At 62.5% G+C, this 17,456-nt stretch carries 18 protein-coding genes (1 of these 18 running past the window's edge); 6 read left to right on the top strand and 12 right to left on the bottom strand.

The window, feature by feature from the left end; genetic code table 11:
• The 3 genes from hrpB to ACSQ26_RS24430 form a co-directional block, all read left to right on the top strand.
• Nucleotides 1-2,136 carry the 3' portion of an ATP-dependent helicase HrpB gene (hrpB, locus tag ACSQ26_RS24420; RefSeq protein ID WP_436013528.1) on the top strand. The gene continues 327 nt to the left of window position 1, outside the view, so only the last 2,136 of its 2,463 coding nucleotides appear in the window; the start codon falls outside the window, past its left edge; it ends in the stop codon at nucleotides 2,134-2,136.
• A gap of 14 nt (nucleotides 2,137-2,150) precedes the next feature.
• Nucleotides 2,151-3,431: an ActS/PrrB/RegB family redox-sensitive histidine kinase gene (locus ACSQ26_RS24425; protein ID WP_436013530.1), complete on the top strand. Its 1,281-nt coding sequence runs from the start codon at nucleotides 2,151-2,153 to the stop codon at nucleotides 3,429-3,431.
• Between the two features lie 78 nt (nucleotides 3,432-3,509).
• Nucleotides 3,510-4,076, top strand: coding sequence for an ActR/PrrA/RegA family redox response regulator transcription factor (locus ACSQ26_RS24430; RefSeq protein WP_436013532.1), 567 nt, complete (start codon nucleotides 3,510-3,512; stop codon nucleotides 4,074-4,076).
• Between the two features lie 13 nt (nucleotides 4,077-4,089).
• Here ACSQ26_RS24430 and ACSQ26_RS24435 read toward each other — a convergent pair whose 3' ends face one another.
• Nucleotides 4,090-4,614, bottom strand: coding sequence for an MmcB family DNA repair protein (locus tag ACSQ26_RS24435; RefSeq protein WP_436013534.1), 525 nt, complete (start codon nucleotides 4,612-4,614; stop codon nucleotides 4,090-4,092).
• A gap of 182 nt (nucleotides 4,615-4,796) precedes the next feature.
• On the opposite strand from ACSQ26_RS24435, the gene ACSQ26_RS24440 reads away from it, so the two are divergent.
• A complete protein-coding gene (locus ACSQ26_RS24440) occupies nucleotides 4,797-5,447 on the top strand; it encodes a L,D-transpeptidase (RefSeq protein WP_436013536.1) in 651 nt (216 codons plus the stop codon).
• 72 nt (nucleotides 5,448-5,519) lie between these two features.
• On the opposite strand, the gene ACSQ26_RS24445 is transcribed toward ACSQ26_RS24440, so the two are convergent.
• The 3 genes from ACSQ26_RS24445 to ACSQ26_RS24455 all read right to left on the bottom strand — a co-directional run bounded on the left by ACSQ26_RS24445 (nucleotide 5,520) and on the right by ACSQ26_RS24455 (nucleotide 10,426).
• On the bottom strand, nucleotides 5,520-6,155 hold the full coding sequence (locus tag ACSQ26_RS24445; RefSeq protein WP_436013538.1) for a glutathione S-transferase family protein: 636 nt from the start codon (nucleotides 6,153-6,155) through the stop codon (nucleotides 5,520-5,522).
• Between the two features lie 3 nt (nucleotides 6,156-6,158).
• A complete protein-coding gene (locus ACSQ26_RS24450) occupies nucleotides 6,159-8,330 on the bottom strand; it encodes a malate synthase G (protein ID WP_436013540.1) in 2,172 nt (723 codons plus the stop codon).
• 98 nt (nucleotides 8,331-8,428) lie between these two features.
• Nucleotides 8,429-10,426 (bottom strand): hydantoinase/oxoprolinase N-terminal domain-containing protein, encoded by a 1,998-nt coding sequence (locus tag ACSQ26_RS24455; RefSeq protein ID WP_436015451.1) that lies wholly within the window; start codon nucleotides 10,424-10,426, stop codon nucleotides 8,429-8,431.
• Nucleotides 10,427-10,598: 172 nt separating this feature from the next.
• Here ACSQ26_RS24455 and ACSQ26_RS24460 point away from each other — a divergent pair, with 172 nt between their 5' ends.
• Nucleotides 10,599-11,147, top strand: a complete 549-nt coding sequence (locus tag ACSQ26_RS24460) for a hypothetical protein (RefSeq protein WP_436013541.1) — start codon at nucleotides 10,599-10,601, stop codon at nucleotides 11,145-11,147.
• On the opposite strand, the gene ACSQ26_RS24465 is transcribed toward ACSQ26_RS24460, so the two are convergent.
• The 5 genes from ACSQ26_RS24465 to ACSQ26_RS24485 form a co-directional block, all read right to left on the bottom strand.
• Entirely contained in the window at nucleotides 11,113-12,504 is a 1,392-nt protein-coding gene (locus tag ACSQ26_RS24465) for a cytochrome P450 (RefSeq protein ID WP_436013543.1), read from the bottom strand. The genes ACSQ26_RS24460 and ACSQ26_RS24465 overlap by 35 nt on opposite strands.
• Nucleotides 12,505-13,446 carry a DUF1402 family protein gene (locus ACSQ26_RS24470; protein ID WP_436013545.1) on the bottom strand — a complete coding sequence of 314 codons (942 nt, stop codon included), beginning with the start codon at nucleotides 13,444-13,446 and terminating at the stop codon, nucleotides 12,505-12,507.
• 113 nt (nucleotides 13,447-13,559) lie between these two features.
• A complete protein-coding gene (locus ACSQ26_RS24475) occupies nucleotides 13,560-13,958 on the bottom strand; it encodes a type II toxin-antitoxin system HicB family antitoxin (protein WP_436013547.1) in 399 nt (132 codons plus the stop codon).
• Nucleotides 13,959-13,989: 31 nt separating this feature from the next.
• The gene (locus ACSQ26_RS24480) at nucleotides 13,990-14,172 is read right to left on the bottom strand and encodes a type II toxin-antitoxin system HicA family toxin (RefSeq protein WP_436015453.1); all 183 of its coding nucleotides are present in this window, start codon (nucleotides 14,170-14,172) and stop codon (nucleotides 13,990-13,992) included.
• 49 nt (nucleotides 14,173-14,221) lie between these two features.
• The gene (locus tag ACSQ26_RS24485; protein WP_436013549.1) at nucleotides 14,222-14,539 is read right to left on the bottom strand and encodes a hypothetical protein; all 318 of its coding nucleotides are present in this window, start codon (nucleotides 14,537-14,539) and stop codon (nucleotides 14,222-14,224) included.
• 148 nt (nucleotides 14,540-14,687) lie between these two features.
• On the opposite strand from ACSQ26_RS24485, the gene ACSQ26_RS24490 reads away from it, so the two are divergent.
• Nucleotides 14,688-14,966: a hypothetical protein gene (locus ACSQ26_RS24490; protein WP_436013551.1), complete on the top strand. Its 279-nt coding sequence runs from the start codon at nucleotides 14,688-14,690 to the stop codon at nucleotides 14,964-14,966.
• Here ACSQ26_RS24490 and hslU read toward each other — a convergent pair.
• The 3 genes from hslU to hslV are packed head-to-tail and all read right to left on the bottom strand — an operon-like array spanning nucleotide 14,963 to nucleotide 17,356.
• Nucleotides 14,963-16,267, bottom strand: coding sequence for an ATP-dependent protease ATPase subunit HslU (hslU, locus tag ACSQ26_RS24495; protein ID WP_436013553.1), 1,305 nt, complete (start codon nucleotides 16,265-16,267; stop codon nucleotides 14,963-14,965). The two genes, ACSQ26_RS24490 and hslU, sit on opposite strands and share 4 nt — an antisense overlap.
• Nucleotides 16,264-16,806: a GNAT family N-acetyltransferase gene (locus tag ACSQ26_RS24500; RefSeq protein WP_436013555.1), complete on the bottom strand. Its 543-nt coding sequence runs from the start codon at nucleotides 16,804-16,806 to the stop codon at nucleotides 16,264-16,266. The genes hslU and ACSQ26_RS24500 overlap by 4 nt, the downstream gene beginning before the upstream one ends.
• A complete protein-coding gene (gene hslV, locus ACSQ26_RS24505; RefSeq protein ID WP_308737881.1) occupies nucleotides 16,796-17,356 on the bottom strand; it encodes an ATP-dependent protease subunit HslV in 561 nt (186 codons plus the stop codon). The genes ACSQ26_RS24500 and hslV overlap by 11 nt, the downstream gene beginning before the upstream one ends.
• Nucleotides 17,357-17,456: the final 100 nt, after the last annotated feature.

The raw sequence follows: 17,456 nt of genomic DNA on the forward strand, positions 1-17,456 counted from the left end.
GCCCGGATGATCCTCGACGATCCCGAGCTCGGCGGTGTCGCATGCGTGATCTTCGACGAATTCCACGAGCGGTCTCTGGATGCGGATTTCGGCCTGGCGCTGGCGCTCGACGTGAAAGCCGGGCTGCGCGACGACCTCCGGATACTGGTGATGTCGGCGACGCTCGATGTTTCGCGGGTCGCGGCTTTGATGGGAGATGCGCCTATGATCGAGAGCATGGGCCGCAGCTTCCCGATCGATATCCGCTACCAGGATCGCGATACCGACCAGCGTATCGAGGATGTGATGGCGCGGGTGATTTCCGATTCATTTGCCGGCGAACCAGGTTCCATCCTCGCCTTCCTGCCGGGCCAGCGCGAAATCATCCGTACCGCCGAGCGGTTGGAAGGGCGATTCGGCCCCGACACGATCGTCGCGCCACTCTATGGCAATCTCGGCCAGGCCGAGCAGGACCAGGCGATCAAGCCGGCGCCGCCAGGCAAGCGCAAGATCGTGCTGGCGACCTCAATCGCCGAGACCTCGATCACCATCGATGGCGTTCGGATCGTCATAGATAGCGGGTTGCAGCGGCTGCCCGTGTTCGAACCCGCCACGGGAATCACGCGGCTGGAAACGCGCCGCGTGTCTCGCGCCTCGGCCGACCAGCGCGCCGGCCGCGCCGGGAGAACCGAACCCGGAATTGCCATCCGCCTCTGGCATCAGGGGCAGAATGCTGCACTCGAAGCCTTCACGCCGCCGGAGATTCTGGCGAGCGATCTTTCGGGGCTGATCCTCGATCTCGCGCATTGGGGTGTTTCCGGGCCGGACCAGCTTTCGTTTCTCGACCAACCGCCGGCCGCAGCGATCGCCGAGGCGCGGGCTTTGCTGATGTCGCTCGGCGCGCTCGATGAAAAAGCCCAGATCACAACAGAGGGCAAACTGATTCGCGACCTGGCGCTGCCGCCCCGGCTGGCGGCGATGGCTGTGGCCGCTTCGCATGAAGGGCAGGGTCTGGCGGCTTGCGAACTCGCGGTCCTGATCACCGAACAGGGGCTTGGCGGCAATTCGATCGATCTGGAAGAGCGGCTTGGCCGGTTCCGCAACGAGCGCGGCGAGCGGGCCGAATCATCGCGCCGGCTGGCAAGGCGGCTCGCCGATTCGCTGCCGGGCGCCAAGGAAAAGGGAGTGCCCGTCCATGCCGGTCGTCTTCTCCTGCACGCCTTTCCCGACAGGGTCGCGCTCCAGCGCGGCGGACGTGGCCGGTTCGTCATGGCCAATGGCCGGGGCGGCGAGATCATGCAGACCGAACGGCTGGCCGGCGCGAAAATGCTTGTTATCGCCGACCTGACCGGCCGCGCCGGCGCGCAGCGGATTCTCGCCGCGGCGGAAATTTCGCGCGCCGAGATAGAAGAAGAGCTTCCGAATGCCATTGTCCGCGAAGACCAGTCCCTCTTTGACCCAGCGAGCCGGCAGGTCCGCGCTCGGCGGGTGACGCGGCTGGGCGCCATTATCTTCGAGGAATCTCCGCTGCCCCGCCCGACCGGACCTGCCGCGCAAGCAGCACTTGCGGAAGGTGTGCGGCTGCTGGGAATCGAGACACTGCCGTTTTCGAAAGCTGCCGCGCAACTCCGTGAACGAATCGGCTTCCTGCACCGGACGTTGGGCGAGCCGTGGCCGGATGTCAGCGATGCGGCGCTCCTCGAATCGCTGGAGGACTGGTTCCTGCCCTACCAAACCGACATCAGGGGCTTGGATTCGATCGACGCGGGTTCTCTGCATGATGGATTGATGAGCCTCGTGCCGCACGACTTGCGCCGCGATCTCGAAAAGCTCGCACCGACGCATTTCGAATCACCGGCTGGCAACCGCCATCCCGTGGATTATAGTGGCGCGGAACCGCTCGTTTCGGTGCGGGTGCAGGAACTGTTCGGCCTGAAGACCCATCCCGCGATCGGCGGTGGCCGGATACCGCTGACGCTGGAACTGACCTCGCCGGCACATCGTCCGATCCAGACGACACGCGACCTGCCGGGCTTTTGGGCCGGTTCCTGGCGGGATGTTCGGGCCGACATGCGCGGACGTTATCCGAAACATCCCTGGCCGGAAAATCCGGCCGAGGCACCGCCGACCGCACGCGCCAAACCGCGCGGCACATAACACAAGGAGCCGACATGGTCGTGGAACTCGTCCGCGAAGGACCGGAAAGCCGCAAGCTCAGGCTCGAGACGCTGGTGCGCCTGCGCTGGCTGGCAGTCGGCGGCCAGACCGTCACGGTTCTCATCGTCGGTGTGTTCTTGCAGTTCTCGATGCCGATCGAAATCTGCGCCCTGCTGATCGCAGCACTCGCGGTGGTCAATGCCTGGCTGCAATTCTCCTATCCCGCGACATGGCGGCTCGAACCGTCGTCGGCGCTGGCGCTGCTGGCTTTCGACCTGTTGCAGCTCACTGCACTTCTTTATGTGACAGGCGGCATCTCCAATCCCTTCGCGCCGCTGATCTCCGTACCCGTCATTATATCGAGCGCCGCGCAGCCGATCCGGTTCTCGCTGGCTCTGGTTGTCATGGCGATGCTGGCGATTACGGCGCTCGTCTTTTCGCCCTTTCCGCTGCCCTGGTATCCCGGCAGCGTCGTGCCGTTCGAGCCGCTGCTGCTGGCCGGCATGTGGTTCGCCATCGTTTCCACCACATCCTTCGCCGCCTTCTACGCCTATCGGGTGTCGCATGAGGCCAACCAGCTTTCGGAGGCACTCACCGCGACCGAACTGGTGCTGCAACGGGAGATGCATCTTTCCGAACTCGACGGGCTTGCCGCCGCCGCAGCGCATGAGCTCGGCACGCCGCTTGCCACCATCTCGCTTGTCGCCAAGGAGATGAGCCGCGAGATCGAGCCCGGACACCGGCTTTATGACGATGTTCATCTGCTGATTTCGCAGGCCGAACGCTGCCGCGACATCATGAAGCGGCTGACCACGCTCTCCGCCGACAACGAGGAGCACATGAAGCTCCTGCCGCTCTCTTCTCTCATCGAGGAGGTCACGGCGCCGCATCGCGAGTTCGGCATCGCGATCGAGGTGATCGAACTCTCGCCGCGCGGCGACGAGCCGATGGGGCGGCGCAATGCCGGCATCATGTACGGGCTTGGCAATCTCATTGAAAACGCTGTCGATTATGCGAAATCCAAGGTCACCGTCACCGTCATCCACGACAAGGAGAGGGTGACGATCATGATCGAGGACGACGGCGAGGGCTTTGCGCCCGACATCCTGCAGCGCATCGGCGACCCCTATGTGACGCGCCGCAATCCGCAGGCCAAGGCCGGCGGGTTGGGCCTCGGCTTGTTCATCGCCAAGACGCTGCTGGAACGGTCAGGCGCCGAACTTTCGTTCGAAAACTCGCCGGGCGCGCGAATCAAGGTCGAATGGAAGCGCGAATTCATGGACGTTTCCGGCTGATTGTCGTATTTCCAGTTGCCGCAACCTATTTATTGTCATGTTGGATATAAATGACGATTGCTGGCTATTGAGAGCTGAATGATGAACGATCCAAAGACCGGGCACGCGGATGCCATAGGTGCCGACCCTTCCCTCCTCATTGTCGAGGATGACGCCCCCTTCCTGAAACGCCTGGCGCGAGCCATGGAAACCCGCGGCTTCACCGTCGAGACCGCCGAAACGGTCGCGGAAGGCGTCGCCAAGGCCAAGGGCCGGCCGCCGAAATATGCGGTGGTCGATCTCCGGCTCGGCGATGGTTCGGGTCTCGACGTCATCGAGGCGATCCGCTCGAAGCGCGACGACAGCCACATGATCGTGCTGACCGGCTACGGCAACATCGCGACGGCAGTGACCGCTGTTAAGCTCGGCGCTGTCGACTATCTCGCCAAGCCCGCCGATGCCGACGAGGTATTCGCGGCGCTGACCCGCAAGGGTGGTGAGAAGGTTGAGCCGCCTGAGAATCCGATGTCGGCCGATCGCGTCCGCTGGGAGCATATCCAGCGCGTGTATGAGATGTGCGACCGCAACGTGTCGGAGACGGCGCGCCGGCTCAACATGCATCGCCGCACGCTGCAGCGCATTCTCGCCAAGCGCGCGCCGAAGTAATCGGCCTTCACGATCAGAAATCCGCTGATTCGTCCGCCGTCGGCTCGTTCGGATTGGGAATGCCCAGCCGGTCGGCCGCCCATTCCGCATGCATCAGGCGTGCCGCGGCGATGCGTGAGAAGTTCAGCGTCATGGATTTGCGTGTCGCGGGCGCCAGGCGGTGCTCGGGCGCATCGCGGATGAGTTCGGCGCCGTACTGGTCGGCGATGAACAGCCCTGCGTCCTCGGGAAAGATCGCCTCTGGCACATCAGGCAGGGTCGCGAAATAGAGCCGATCACAGAAATTGCGGTATTCCGGCCATTTGCGGTCGACCCGGAAATCCTCGATCGAGGACTTGATCTCGATGATCCAGATCTCACCCTTTTCCGACAAAGTGACAATATCGGCGCGGCGCCCGCTGCGCAGGCTCAGCTCCGGCAGCGTGACGTGGCGCATATCGATGAGCAGCCTCTGCATGCCGCGTCTTATGGCAAGCGCACGGGCCGATTGACGCCCGTCTTTCAGCGGATTGTCGCCATGGATCGATAATATCGCCATTTCAGTCTCTTTCAGCCGCCATCAGGCTATGTTGCAAAAAAGTCATGGCTTTTCCATTTGCGTGCATCGCAGGTGCGCCGGGCCGCTCAACCCCTTGCAAATCAGCGCGTGAAAGCCATACACCTTGCTCCACCAGCCGGCTCGCGGGGAGCCCGGCTGCTCACCTTTTACAAGAGAATAAGATGCGCGTACGCACACTTGTTACGGCATTCGGCATCATGCTCAGCCTGGGCGCTGCCTCCTGCTCAACTACGGCCGAAACCGGCAATATCGAAACCTCCCAGATCTTCTCTGATTCTTACGGCAAAGTCACCGATTCGGGCTACGCGCTCCCAGCGATCCCGATCAAGAAGCTGGACACGAAGTTCCATCGCCAGATCATCGCCTATCCGTCGACCGAGAAGCGCGGCACTGTCATCGTCGATACGAAGAATCGTTTCCTCTATTACGTGCTGGGTGGCGGCAAGGCCGTTCGCTACGGCATCGGCATCGGCAAGCAAGGTTTTGCCTGGAAGGGTGAGGCCTATATCGCCTGGAAGCAGGAATGGCCGACCTGGCATCCGCCGGCGGAAATGGCCGAGCGCAAGCCGGAATACGCGAAATATGTCGAAAAGGGCCAGGAGCCGAGCATCAGCAATCCGCTTGGCGCACGCGCGATGTATCTCTTCGACGACAAGGGGAAGGATACACTGTTCCGTATCCATGGCACGCCGCAATGGAATTCGATCGGCACCGCCGCTTCGTCGGGCTGCATCCGCATGATCAATCAGGATGTCATAGACCTCTATTCACGCGTCCGCCCCGGCAAGGGCGCCCGCGTGGTGGTGCTGTAATTTAGTTTCCGGTCGGGGGACTGGGCAGAGCCGCTGGGGCAACCTGGCGGCTTTCTTTATTTTGGTAGCCCATCAATCCGGATATGGCGTCGCCAGCATGCTTGGCCGGGCTTTCATGCGCTGCCACCAGGCGCTGAGTGCGGGAAATATCCCCATCAGTTTGCGGCCTTCTTCCGTCATCAGGAAGAAATCCATCATTGCCGCGAGGTGAAGGTCGGCGAGCGTTATGTTCTCGCCCGCCAGCCAGGTCTTGCCGCTCATCAGCTTGGTGATGGCCGTCAGGCTGATCCGCGCCTTCGCCAGCCCGTTGGCGATTCGCTCTTCGTCAGGCCGTTCACTCCGCTTTTTCGTTTCGACGCGCTCGACAAAGACGTCCCAGACCAGCGGTTGATAGACGTAGGAATCGCAGACCGAGATCAGTTGATCGACCCGCGCCGTGACCCTGGGCTCGGTCGGCAGCAGCGGCGGGCCATCGAACGCGGCGTCGATATAGCGAGTGATCGCCGAGGCCTCATAGAGTGCAAAGCCATCATGCTCGAATGCCGGGATCTTGGCGAACGGATGCCTGGCGAGATATTCCGGCGTCCGCTCCTCCTCGGCAAAGATATCGACCGGAACACGCCGATATTCGACGCCCTTCTCCTCGAGCGCCAAGCGGACGATTCTCACATAGCAACTATAGTCGGCACCGTAGAGTGTGACTGTCATCGATCAGGCCGTCCCCGCCTTGGCTTTCTGCTCCAGCCGGCGCCTGTGCAGCACCGGTTCGGTGTAGCCGTTCGGCTGGGCGCGGCCCTTCATCACCAGTTCGAGTGCTGCCTGGAAGGCGACGGACGAGCCGAAGTGCGGCGCCATCGGCTCGTAGAGCGGGTCGCCTGCATTCTGGCCATCGACCACTTCGGCCATGCGCTTCATGGTTTCCATGACCTGGGCTTCCGAGATCACATGATGATGCAGCCAGTTGGCCATGTGCTGGGCCGAGATCCTGAGCGTCGCGCGGTCTTCCATTAGGCCAACATTGTGGATATCGGGCACTTTGGAGCAGCCGACGCCCTGGCTCACCCAGCGTACGACATAGCCGAGGATGCCCTGGCAATTGTTGTCGATCTCCTGCTGGATTTCCTCCGCCGTCCAGTTCGGACGCGGCACGACAGGCACGCTCAATATGTCGGAGAGTTTTGCCCGGGCGCGCGATTTCAACCCTGCCTGCACCGAGGCGACATTGACGCGGTGATAATGCGTGGCATGCAAGGTCGCGGCCGTCGGTGAGGGCACCCAGGCGGTATTCGCGCCAGCTTTGGGGTGGGCGATCTTCTGTTCCAGCATATCGGCCATCAGGTCGGGCATCGCCCACATGCCCTTGCCGATCTGGGCGCGGCCCGAAAGGCCGCAGGCCAGCCCGATATCGACATTCCAGTTCTCATAGGCAGAAATCCAGGCGGCCTGCTTCATGTCGCCCTTGCGGATCATCGGGCCGGCTTCCATCGAAGTGTGGATCTCGTCGCCGGTGCGGTCGAGGAAGCCGGTATTGATGAAGACGACGCGACCCCGCGCGGCGCGGATGCATTCCTTGAGGTTGACCGTGGTGCGACGCTCCTCGTCCATGATCCCCATCTTGATCGTGTCGAGCGGCATTGCGAGGGCCTGCTCGACGCGGGTGAAGATCTCGGTCGCGAAAGCCACTTCCTCGGGGCCGTGCATCTTGGGCTTGACCACATACATCGAGCCGGTTGCGGAGTTCTTGCGCCGTCCGTTGACGCCGATGTCGTGCAGCGCGATCAGCGCCGTGATCATCGCATCCATGATGCCTTCGGGCACGTCGTTGCCGTGCTTGTCGCGAATCGCCGGATTGGTCATCAGGTGGCCGACATTGCGCACCAGCATCAGCGAGCGGCACTTGACCAGCAGCTTGCCGCCATCGGGTTTGTTGTATTCGACATCCGGGTTGAGCTTGCGGGTGAAGGTCTTGCCGCCCTTCGAGACCTCCTCCTCAAGGTCACCCTTCATCAGCCCCAGCCAGTTGCGATAGACGACGACCTTGTCGGCGGCATCGACGGCGGCGACCGAATCCTCGCAATCCATGATCGAGGTGATCGCCGATTCGAGCCAGACATCCGAGATATTGGCGAGATCGAACTTGCCGATCTCGCTGGTCGGATCGACGAGGATCTCGATCAGCAGATTGTTTTGCCGGAGAAGGACCTGCAGGTCGCAGAGATCATTCTCAAGATAGCCGGCGAATTGTGACGGATCCTTGAGGCCGGTCTCTCCGGCCTCGTTGACGACGATCAGCGCGCCGTCGCGGATGGCAAGCTTGGCCACGGCCTTCCAGCTGCCGCCGGCAAGCGGCACCGAGGCATCGAGGAAATCGCGCGCCCATGCGATGACCTTCTCGCCGCGAGCGGGATTGTAGCCCTTGCCCTTCGTCGCACCATCGGTCTCGGGAATGGCATCGGTGCCATAGAGCGCATCGTAAAGCGAACCCCAGCGGGCATTGGCGGCATTCAGCGCGTAGCGCGCATTCAAGACGGGTACGACGAGTTGCGGCCCGGCGATAACAGCGATTTCCGGATCGACCTTGTCTGTGGAGACCGAAAAATCCGGGCCTTCCGGCACGATATAGCCGATCTCGCGCAGGAACGCTTCGTAGACGGCCATATCGGACGGCGCGCCATGCGCCTTGTGCCAGTCATCGATGCGCATCTGCATCGCGTCGCGCTTCTGCAGCAGCGATTTGTTCTTGGGTTCCAACTCGTGGACGATCTCGGAAAAGGACTTGAAGAACTTGTCCGGCTTGATGCCCGTGCCCGGCAAAGCTTCGTTGACGAGGAAACCATGCAGTTCCTCGTCGATATGAAGCCCGTGTTCGTCAATCATCGCCATGCCGCGCGTCTCCCAAAATTCAAGTCCGGGCAGACACTGCGTCAGCTTGTCATGTCAGTCAATTGCACTGAAGTGGCAAAGCGTCTCGCTCAGGCTTTTCAGGTGATCCGGGGACGGCCGGAGGCGGTGGCGGCAAAGCGGGCTTCCACCAGCTTTCGCTGTCCCTCGATCTCCGGCGCCTCGATCTCCTCGTGGAAACGGACCACGGGATCTTCGGCGCCGCTGTCGATCGCCATGCGGACGGCCATCTCCCGGGCGCGGGTCCGGGCGAGGTCGAAGGTCTTCTTCTCGCCGGTCATGCGCTCCGTCCGCCCGCCGCCCGAGATGATGAATACGCCCTCATCGGGTGACGTGACGGTGACGAGTACGGTCTGGCTGATCTCGCCGGCCACTGCGCCGACGGCATTGGCGACGCCCGCATCGGCGGGGATCACCGATTCGGCGCCCAGCATCGCCGCGATCGCGGGGTAATAGACATGCGCGGAGGCGCCGAGACCGATCAAAGGCCGGTCGAGCGCCAGCGAAAAGCGCACCACGCCCGGCGTGCGGTTGAGCGAGCGGTCGATCGAGACGGATTTGGCGGGATCGATGTTCTCGACGCCGTCCTCGCCGAGCGAGGCGGCGAGAATCACCTCGGACGATTGGCGCGTCATCCGCGCCTCGATCTTGTGAGCCAGTTCAACGGCCGAACTCGCGATCGGCTTGCCCGATCCATCGCGGATACGGCAGGCGAGTTCGAGGCCCAGTCGCGCGGCATCCTTGTCCCACTGGCCCTGCCGGCCGAGCAGATGCATCGCATCGGATGCGGTGATCGCCGAGATATGCACGAGACCGCGGCTGACCAACCGGTCGAGTGAGGCCTTCTGGATCGAGCTCAAGAGCAGATCATTGAGCGCGATCGGCACATTGGCCACGCGGGCATAAAGCCCCTCATCGGCCGGCGACAATCCGCTGGCGAAACGATCCGGCAGGCCGGAGCGGATCGCGAAACGGCCGTCGTAACGCCCGGCATGGGTTGCCTTGATCTGCTTGTCGAGCGTGTCGCGAACGCTGGCGCCATGCAGCTTGGCGATCAGGCTGAGCGGCAGCACACGGCGGGGTCCGAGCGTCAACGCGCCCTCGAGGCCGCGTGCGTTCACATGCACTTCCGAATCGCCGCCGAGGCCATAGGTGCGCATCGCCACCGCCTGGACCATGGTGCGATAGCCGCCGACCACGGCGCCGTTCTCATCGAGCCTTGGGCGGCCCTCGTCGAGGATCGCCACGTCGGTCGTCGTGCCACCGATATCGGAGACCACGGCATCGTCGAGCCCTGTCAGGAAGCGAGCGCCGACAAGGCTTGCCGCCGGGCCGGAGAGAATGGTTTCGATCGGGCGCAGCCGGGCCTCGGCAGCCGAAATCAGAGCACCGTCGCCGCGCACCACCATCAGCGGCGCGGTGATGCCGCGCGCCTTGAGAAAATCCTCCGAGGAGCCGATCAGCCGGTCGATCATCGACACCAGCCGGGCATTGAGCAGGGTCGTCAGCGCCCGGCGCGGCCCCCCGAGCTTGGAGGACAGTTCATGGCTGCAGGTGACCGGCAGATGGGTTGTTTCGCGAATGAGATCGCGGATGCGGAGCTCATGGGCCGGATTGCGGACGGCGAAATAGCCGGCGATTGCAAAGGCGGTGACCGAATTGGCAAGCGCGTCCAGCTGTCCGGTCAGTGCGCTCGTGTCCAGCGGCGCCTCATGGCCGTGGACATTGTGCCCGCCGGGAAGGAAGACGACCGGATCGGTGCCGAGCGCCGCCTTCAAGCCATCGCGCTCCAGATCTTCAGGTCCAAAGCCGATCATGACGAGACAGACGCGGCCGCCCTGGCCTTCGACTAGCGCATTGGTGGCAAGCGTGGTCGAAAGCGAGGCAAGCCGGATCGACGAGGGCTCGGTGCCCGTCTCGGACAGCACGTTGTCGACCGCGCCGCGAATGCCTTCCGATAGGTCGTGCCGCGTGGTCAGCGCCTTGGCCCGGGCCTTGACGCCCTCTTCGGGGTTGAAAAGCACGGCATCCGTATAGGTGCCGCCAGTGTCGATGCCGAGAAGAAATCGCAATGCCACGCCGTCTACCATTCATATTGACCGGAATACGGACCCATGCCTTGAATCCAACACGGCTTCGAGGCACGTTTCCCACGTTCCCGGGATATGGCATTGCCCACACTTTATCCAGTGCGGTATGCGACAGGCGCACGCGAAAAATATCGGGTCAATGACCCCTAGGGAAGGCTTTATGAGCAGAATCAGTCGAATCTCGCGCGGCATCGCAGCCGCAATGCTGGCGGCAATGGCTGCCATGCCGGCCTTCGCACAGGAGGGCGACGAGGACGAGTACCAGCCGGAACTGCCCGATATGTCGATGTACAAGGCGATGCTGGATGCCAACCGGCAACCGGGCTGGGTACAGTTCCGGGAATTCTCGGGCAAGCAACTGATCTATTTCACGGCATTGCAGACCATGCGCTGCCGGCTTTCGGAGGTCCGCTACTCTGTCAACTCGGAAGCACTCGACAAGCGCTTTCCGCTCGGACCCTGCGATCCGCAGCAACCCTTCAACATCCCGGATTCCGACGATCCCGGCAAGTTCATGTATATCGAGCTGCCGCCGAACGGAGCCAAGACATTGACGATCCAGGTCGTCTGGGCGGATGGCTCCGGCAGCGAGATCGTCACTTACCGCCCTTGCGACAATGTCGGCGAATCGACCTGCGCTCGGATCAAGAAGATTGCCAAGCCCGAGCACAAGCTCAGCGCGCCGACACCCGAAGGGCAATCCCGTTGAGCGGCTGGGTGGTCAGCCGCTGCACCGGCCATGCGGTCGTATTTTCAGTCACGTCGAAGCGGTAGCGCTTCATCAGCACGGCAAGCGCGATCACCGCCTCCTGCAGCGCGAAAGTCGCGCCGATGCAGACGCGGGGACCCGCACCGAAGGGCAGGTATTGAAAGCGTCCGATTCGGTCGCGGTTCTCAGGCAGGAAGCGTTCGGGGATGAAATGCCTAGGCCGATCCCAATAGAGTTCGTGGCGATGCAGCGTCCAGGGCATGACCAGCACCGATTCGCCGGCGGGCAGGTGCAGGACCGTGCCGTTCTCGGCGGTCCAGGTGTCGTCCTTCACAGGCGCGCGGTTGATCGAGGGCGCAGGCGGGTAAAGGCGCAAGGCCTCCTCGAAGGCCGCGCGGACATGCGGCATCAGGTCGAGCCAGTCGACAGGATCGGCGCCGTCGGCCAGCACGCGATCGATTTCCTCTTCCATCAGCACGCGGAAATGCGGGCTTTCGGCGACGCAGTAGAGCGTCCAAGCCAGCGCGCGCGCCGTCGTTTCGTGGCCCGCGCCGATGAAGGTGAGGATATTGTCCTCGATCTCGTCGCGGGTCAGCCCGTCAGGCCCTTCGATCTTCAAGAGCAGCGTCAGGAAATCATCCGGCACATGACCGCCTGACGCCATCTGCGCTCGGCGCGCGTCCATGGTCTCGGAAACGATCTGCCGGAAGGCCCTCAGCGCCTTGCGGCCGGAAAAGCGCGTGACACGCGGAATCCAGGCCGGCGCCAGCAGCAGGTCCATGGGATCGATGCGGCCCATATTGCCGAGCAGCGAATCGACTCGGTCAGCGAAACCATCCGTGCCGGTCGCGATATTGCCGGAGAATAGCGTTTCGGCGAGGATCTCATAGGTGAGTTCCGTCATGCCCGTCGCGATGTTGACCTCGGCCCCATGCTTAGCCGGCTCAGCATAGCGCTCGGCAAACTCCTCAGACTTCCGGAGCATCTGGCTCGCAAAGCCGCGCGCATGGCGCGGCGTGAAGACCGGCGCCATGGCCTTGCGCGAGCGCTTCCACACATCGCCTTCGGCGGTCAGCAGCCCATCGCGCAGGATCGGGCGGAGCACCAGCTGGCGGATCGGCTGCATGGCGTAATTCGCCGCATTGTCGACCAGGACATGCTTGATGAGGCCGGGATCATGACAGATCGTCGTCAGCTGGCCGAAGAACTTCACCTGCAGCCAGGGCAGCGTATAGCTCGGCTTTCCCCACAGTTCGAGGGGATTGCGGAACATGACCTTGATGATTTCCAGCCGCGACGGCGGGATGGTGCGTGGTATCGGCGCCGGTGGTTCGAAAGGTTCCGGCCTGATATCCATCTAGAGAAGTGCCTCGAGTTCGGCCAGCTTGTCGTTGATCAGCCAGCCATAATAGTTCTCTTCGGGAAGCGTGCCCGCACCCCTCGCCTTCAGCTCATAGGCGCGTTCGCGCGGATTGCCGGTATTGTAGAGCGTCGCGGTGATGCCGGGATTCCCCGAAATATCGACGCCGGCGATCTTGCGATACTCGTCGATCGACATCCTGATCGAAGCCGCCATGTAGGCCAGTGACTTGTCGGGATCCATGATCGAGGCATAGACCTCGCCCGCATCGTTCTCGTCGAGCTTGGGATAGCCCGAGACGCGGCTGACGAGATCGGAGAGTTCCAGCGCCGTCAGCGGATTGATCTGTCCGAGGCCGAAGGTCTGGCCGGCGTAGAAGGGCTGGAAGAAGACCGCTGAAAAGCGATTGTTGGGATAGGCCATGCCGCCGACATTCTTTCCCCGGAAAGACTTGTTCCACACCCGCTCGCGGCAGGTCCAGAGTTCGTAGGAGCCCGAGCTGGATGCGCAATCGGCGAATTGCGGCAGCGCGATCAGTTGCTGGATCGACTGGCCCTCATAGGCGAAGCGGAACTTGTCGCCGGAATAGGCGGCGGCCTTCACGTAATAGGACTGCAGCCGGTCATAGGCGTCGACATTGTAGGTATGTTCGCCGACCAGGGCGCCGACCATGTGGATCGGCGCGATGCCGTATTGTCCCGCGATCGACTTGATCTTCGAAATCAGCTTCTTGTCCCGGGCGAGCAGCCTGACGACCTTGGCATATTTCCGGTCGAACGTGGTCTTGCCCGCCTTGGTGCGGCGCTTGGAGGCACCAGGCACCGCCGGCTGCTCCACATTGCGGTTACCCGCAGGCACCACGGACGCAGCCTGGACGGGCACGAGCGTGCTGAGAGTGAAGGCAGCAAGGGCGAGAAGCGTGAGGAGAAAACGGCGCAAGGGCGTGAAAATCCGGTTGGCTTTGGATCGTTATACCGGATGGAGCGCATGGCCCGCAATGATGGCGAAATAAAGAGTTGGGTGATTGGCGCGCCAGGGGTCGAAATCCCCTCTCACGCAGCCGCTTCGATCTCCTTACGGGCGGCGCTGGCGAGAAACGCAGTGCGGGTCAGGCCGCGCCGCTTCGCCTCCGTGTCGATCGCGTCGAGCATGCCCGCCTCGAAGGTGAGGTTGACCCGCACGACCCGTGTATCGTCCTCGATCAATGGCACACGCACCAGAAATCCACCGGCGGCGAGCGCCGCCAGCACGTCCGAGCGGGCACGGATCGCTGATATGGACGAGGGCTCCGGCAGCAATTCGTCTTCCGACCAGAGGCGCAACGCCTCGATCGCATTCGTCACGATGTCCCCTTCCTCGTCCGCAGCCGAGAAGACAGCGGGAAGATCGGGAAAGGAGACGCCATAGGCACTGTCCCCATCCTGCTCAACAACTGCATAATAGATGCGCATCATCCAACTCCCGTGTGCAAGAGGGACGGCCTCACAGCCAGCCCGCCTGTTTGGCGATATTGCGGGCGGTCCCGACAGGCAGGTCTTTCTTCGGATGAGGAACAATCACAGTTTTCCCATCCTTGCGGAACTTGTGATGGGAGCCTTTCACCGAAACAGGAACGAAGCCATCGTCCCTGAGCCTTCGGATGATCTTGCTACTGTCAGTTTCCACCCCGACCATGTGTATTTATATACACATGGTCGGCGGAATTTGCAATCTATTAGCGGCAGATGCGCACGCGCTTGATGTAGACATTGCCCCAGTCATCGTAGCGGCGGACCTTCTTGACGAAGCAATAATCGTCGTAGAAGTCGCCGCGGAAGACGATGCGCGGGCCATGGTGGCGACGCCAGTGATGACGGCGCCAGCCGTCGTGATGGCCGCGGCGCCAATTGTCGTCACGGTCCGCATGACGGTTTTCGTGATGGCCGTGACGGCGCCATTCGTCGTCGCCGCGGCGGGAATCGGCCGATGCGGCAGATACCATGCCGACAGTTGCGACAACGGCGGCAACAACAGTAAGTGCAAGCTTTTTCATGGGAATTTCCTCCAGGTGAGCACCTTGCTCGGATGGTGCCAAACTAGTGCACCCTTATTGAACCCACCCTGAAGCCGCCGTTCATGATTCCGACAGGAATGCGAGCGGATATCTATCCAATCGCTATTGCCTGATGTAGATTCACGCCATGATTGCGTATGGCGGAGCCGAACGTCCCATAGGTCCATTGTTCTTCTTGTTGAGGCTGGGCGCCCTCGCAGCGGTTGTCGGACTTGTCTACCATCTGGCCAACAGGGAAAGGCCGGGCTATCTCCAGACCGACGTCCATGACCCGAAGGACGAATGGCACCCCGACCAATACGAACCGGAGCCATTCGAAACCGTCGAGGTCGGTGAGTATCGAGCGCCACCGGAAGGCCTTGCCGGCCATCCGGTGAAACTCAAGGACAAGCCTGCCGATACCTAGAGAATAAACCGCGACAGGTCCGTATTGGCCGCCAGTTCGCCGACATGGCTTTCGACATAGGCGGCGTCGATCTGGTGTTCCTGGCCGTCCTGGTCGGGCGCGTCGAAGGACATCTCGTCGAGCACCCGCTCCATCACCGTCTGAAGCCGCCGGGCGCCGATATTCTCGACCGTCGAGTTCAGCTTGACCGCGACATCGGCCAGCGCGTCGATCGCGTCCTCGGTGAAGTCGAGCTTGACGCCCTCGGTCGCCATCAGGGCTACATACTGACGAATGAGGCTCGCCTCGGTCTCGGTGAGGATGCGGCGGAAATCCTCCTTGGTCAGTGCCTTTAGCTCGACGCGGATCGGGAGCCGCCCCTGAAGTTCCGGCAAGAGGTCGGAGGGCTTCGACACATGGAAGGCGCCGGAAGCAATGAACAGGATATGATCCGTCTTCACCGGCCCATACTTGGTCGAAACCGTCGTGCCTTCGACCAGCGGCAGCAGGTCGCGCTGCACGCCTTCGCGTGACACGCCTGCGCCCATGCCACCGTCGCGCGCCGCGATCTTGTCGATCTCGTCGAGGAAGACAATGCCGTCATTCTCGGCCGACTGCACCGCCTCGCGGTTGATCTGGTCGGAATCGATCAGCTTGTCGGATTCGTCGGCGACCAGCAGGCCGTAGCTGTCCTTGACCGTCGTCTTGACCTTCTTCGAACGGCCGCCCATGGCCTTGCCCAAGAGGTCGTTGAGGTTGAACACGCCCACCGACGCGCCCTGCATGCCGGGAAGCTCGAATCCCGAACCACCGGATGTGTCGGCGACCTCGATATCGATCTCCTTGTCATCAAGCTCGTTGGCGCGCAGCTTCTTGCGGAACGAATCGCGGGTCGCGGGCGAGGCGGTGGCACCGACCAGCGCGTCGAGCACCCGCTCCTCGGCATTGATATGCGCCTTGGCCTTGACCTCGGCGCGCTTCTTCTCGCGCACCAGCGTGATGCCGACCTCGACGAGATCGCGGATGATCTGCTCGACATCGCGGCCGACATAGCCGACTTCGGTGAACTTGGTGGCCTCGACCTTAATGAAAGGCGCACCGGCGAGCTTGGCGAGACGCCGGGAAATCTCTGTTTTGCCGACGCCGGTGGGTCCGATCATCAGGATGTTCTTCGGCATGACCTCATCCTTGAGGTCGCCGGTCAGCTGCTGGCGACGCCAGCGGTTGCGCAGCGCGATCGCCACGGCGCGCTTGGCGTCCTGCTGGCCGATAATGTAGCGGTCGAGTTCGGAGACGATCTCGCGCGGGGTAAAGGTGGTCATGATATCTCGTTCGCTTTCAGATGATGTTGCATGATCAGCACGTCGTCGCCGGCGCGGCCCAGGAGTTCGGGAATCGGCTGGAAGCCCGCCTTCCCGTAAGCCCTCACCGCTCGGACATTCGCCGGATCGGGATCGATGATGATGCTCTGATGGCCTTGGCTGCGCAACACGGCGACGAAGGCGGCAAGCGCCGTCGAGCCGATGCCCTGCGAAAGCTTCGCGGGATCACCGATGGAGAGGTCGATGCCGAGCGTTTCCGGCGGCAGTCCCTTGAGCCAGGGATGGTCCTTCGTCCATTGCTCGTTCTGGTGATGGCCGATGAACCAGTACTGGATATAGCCGATGGGCTCGCCGTCGAGCACGATCATGAAGGGACGCGTCGTGTCGCGGCCTTCGACCATGTCGCGGATGAAACGCAGCTCCTCCTCGGGATCGCCCCACCATTCCCGCATATGCGGCGCGGCGAGCCACGCACCGAGCAGGGAATAGTGCTCCGGCGTGACCGGCGCAAAGCTGATCCTGGTGGAATCAGGCGGCATCCAGCGTCTCCACCACGACATTGTGGTTGGTATAGACACAGATATCGGCGGCGATCCCCATCGCCTTGCGGGCGATTTCCTCGGCCGACTTGTCGCTGTCCATCAGCGCGCGGGCCGCTGCAAAGGCGTAGTTGCCGCCCGAACCGATCGCCATCGTGCCATGTTCCGGTTCCAGCACATCGCCATTGCCGGTGACAGCGAGCGTGATCGACTTGTCGGCAACCAGCATCATGGCCTCGAGCCGCCGCAGATACTTGTCGGTGCGCCAGTCCTTGGCAAGCTCGACACAGGCGCGCTGCAGCTGGCCGGGATATTGCTCGAGCTTGGATTCCAGCCGTTCGAGCAGCGTGAAGGCATCGGCGGTGGCGCCGGCAAAGCCCGCGATTACCTCGCCCTTGGCAAGCCGGCGCACCTTACGCGCATTGCCCTTCATCACTGTCTGGCCCAGCGAAACCTGGCCATCGCCCGCCATCACCACGTGCCCGCCCTTGCGGACGGTGATGATGGTCGTGGCATGCATCGTTCCATAAGGATTGTGTTCTTCGCTCATGTTCTACTCGTTGTTACCTCGGCCATGCATTTTTCCGCGCCGAATTCCGTTCCTATGTAGGCGCGGGGCTGGGAAATGCAATCCGGACGGCATTCCCCGG

This window comes from Rhizobium sp. LjRoot254 (assembly GCF_964254105.1).
Classification (GTDB): Bacteria; Pseudomonadota; Alphaproteobacteria; order Rhizobiales; family Rhizobiaceae; genus Rhizobium_E.

Coding starts and splice junctions, on each gene's coding strand:
- hslV (WP_308737881.1), bottom strand. CDS start 17,356: ATGAGCGAAGAACACAATCCTTATGGAACGATGCATGCCACGACCATC.
- ACSQ26_RS24450 (WP_436013540.1), bottom strand. CDS start 8,330: ATGGCGATGATTGACGAACACGGGCTTCATATCGACGAGGAACTGCAT.
- ACSQ26_RS24445 (WP_436013538.1), bottom strand. CDS start 6,155: ATGACAGTCACACTCTACGGTGCCGACTATAGTTGCTATGTGAGAATC.
- ACSQ26_RS24485 (WP_436013549.1), bottom strand. CDS start 14,539: ATGAAAAAGCTTGCACTTACTGTTGTTGCCGCCGTTGTCGCAACTGTC.
- ACSQ26_RS24460 (WP_436013541.1), top strand. CDS start 10,599: ATGAGCAGAATCAGTCGAATCTCGCGCGGCATCGCAGCCGCAATGCTG.
- ACSQ26_RS24490 (WP_436013551.1), top strand. CDS start 14,688: ATGATTGCGTATGGCGGAGCCGAACGTCCCATAGGTCCATTGTTCTTC.
- ACSQ26_RS24435 (WP_436013534.1), bottom strand. CDS start 4,614: ATGGCGATATTATCGATCCATGGCGACAATCCGCTGAAAGACGGGCGT.
- ACSQ26_RS24475 (WP_436013547.1), bottom strand. CDS start 13,958: ATGCGCATCTATTATGCAGTTGTTGAGCAGGATGGGGACAGTGCCTAT.
- hslU (WP_436013553.1), bottom strand. CDS start 16,267: ATGACCACCTTTACCCCGCGCGAGATCGTCTCCGAACTCGACCGCTAC.
- ACSQ26_RS24430 (WP_436013532.1), top strand. CDS start 3,510: ATGATGAACGATCCAAAGACCGGGCACGCGGATGCCATAGGTGCCGAC.
- ACSQ26_RS24465 (WP_436013543.1), bottom strand. CDS start 12,504: ATGGATATCAGGCCGGAACCTTTCGAACCACCGGCGCCGATACCACGC.
- ACSQ26_RS24500 (WP_436013555.1), bottom strand. CDS start 16,806: ATGCCGCCTGATTCCACCAGGATCAGCTTTGCGCCGGTCACGCCGGAG.
- ACSQ26_RS24440 (WP_436013536.1), top strand. CDS start 4,797: ATGCGCGTACGCACACTTGTTACGGCATTCGGCATCATGCTCAGCCTG.
- ACSQ26_RS24425 (WP_436013530.1), top strand. CDS start 2,151: ATGGTCGTGGAACTCGTCCGCGAAGGACCGGAAAGCCGCAAGCTCAGG.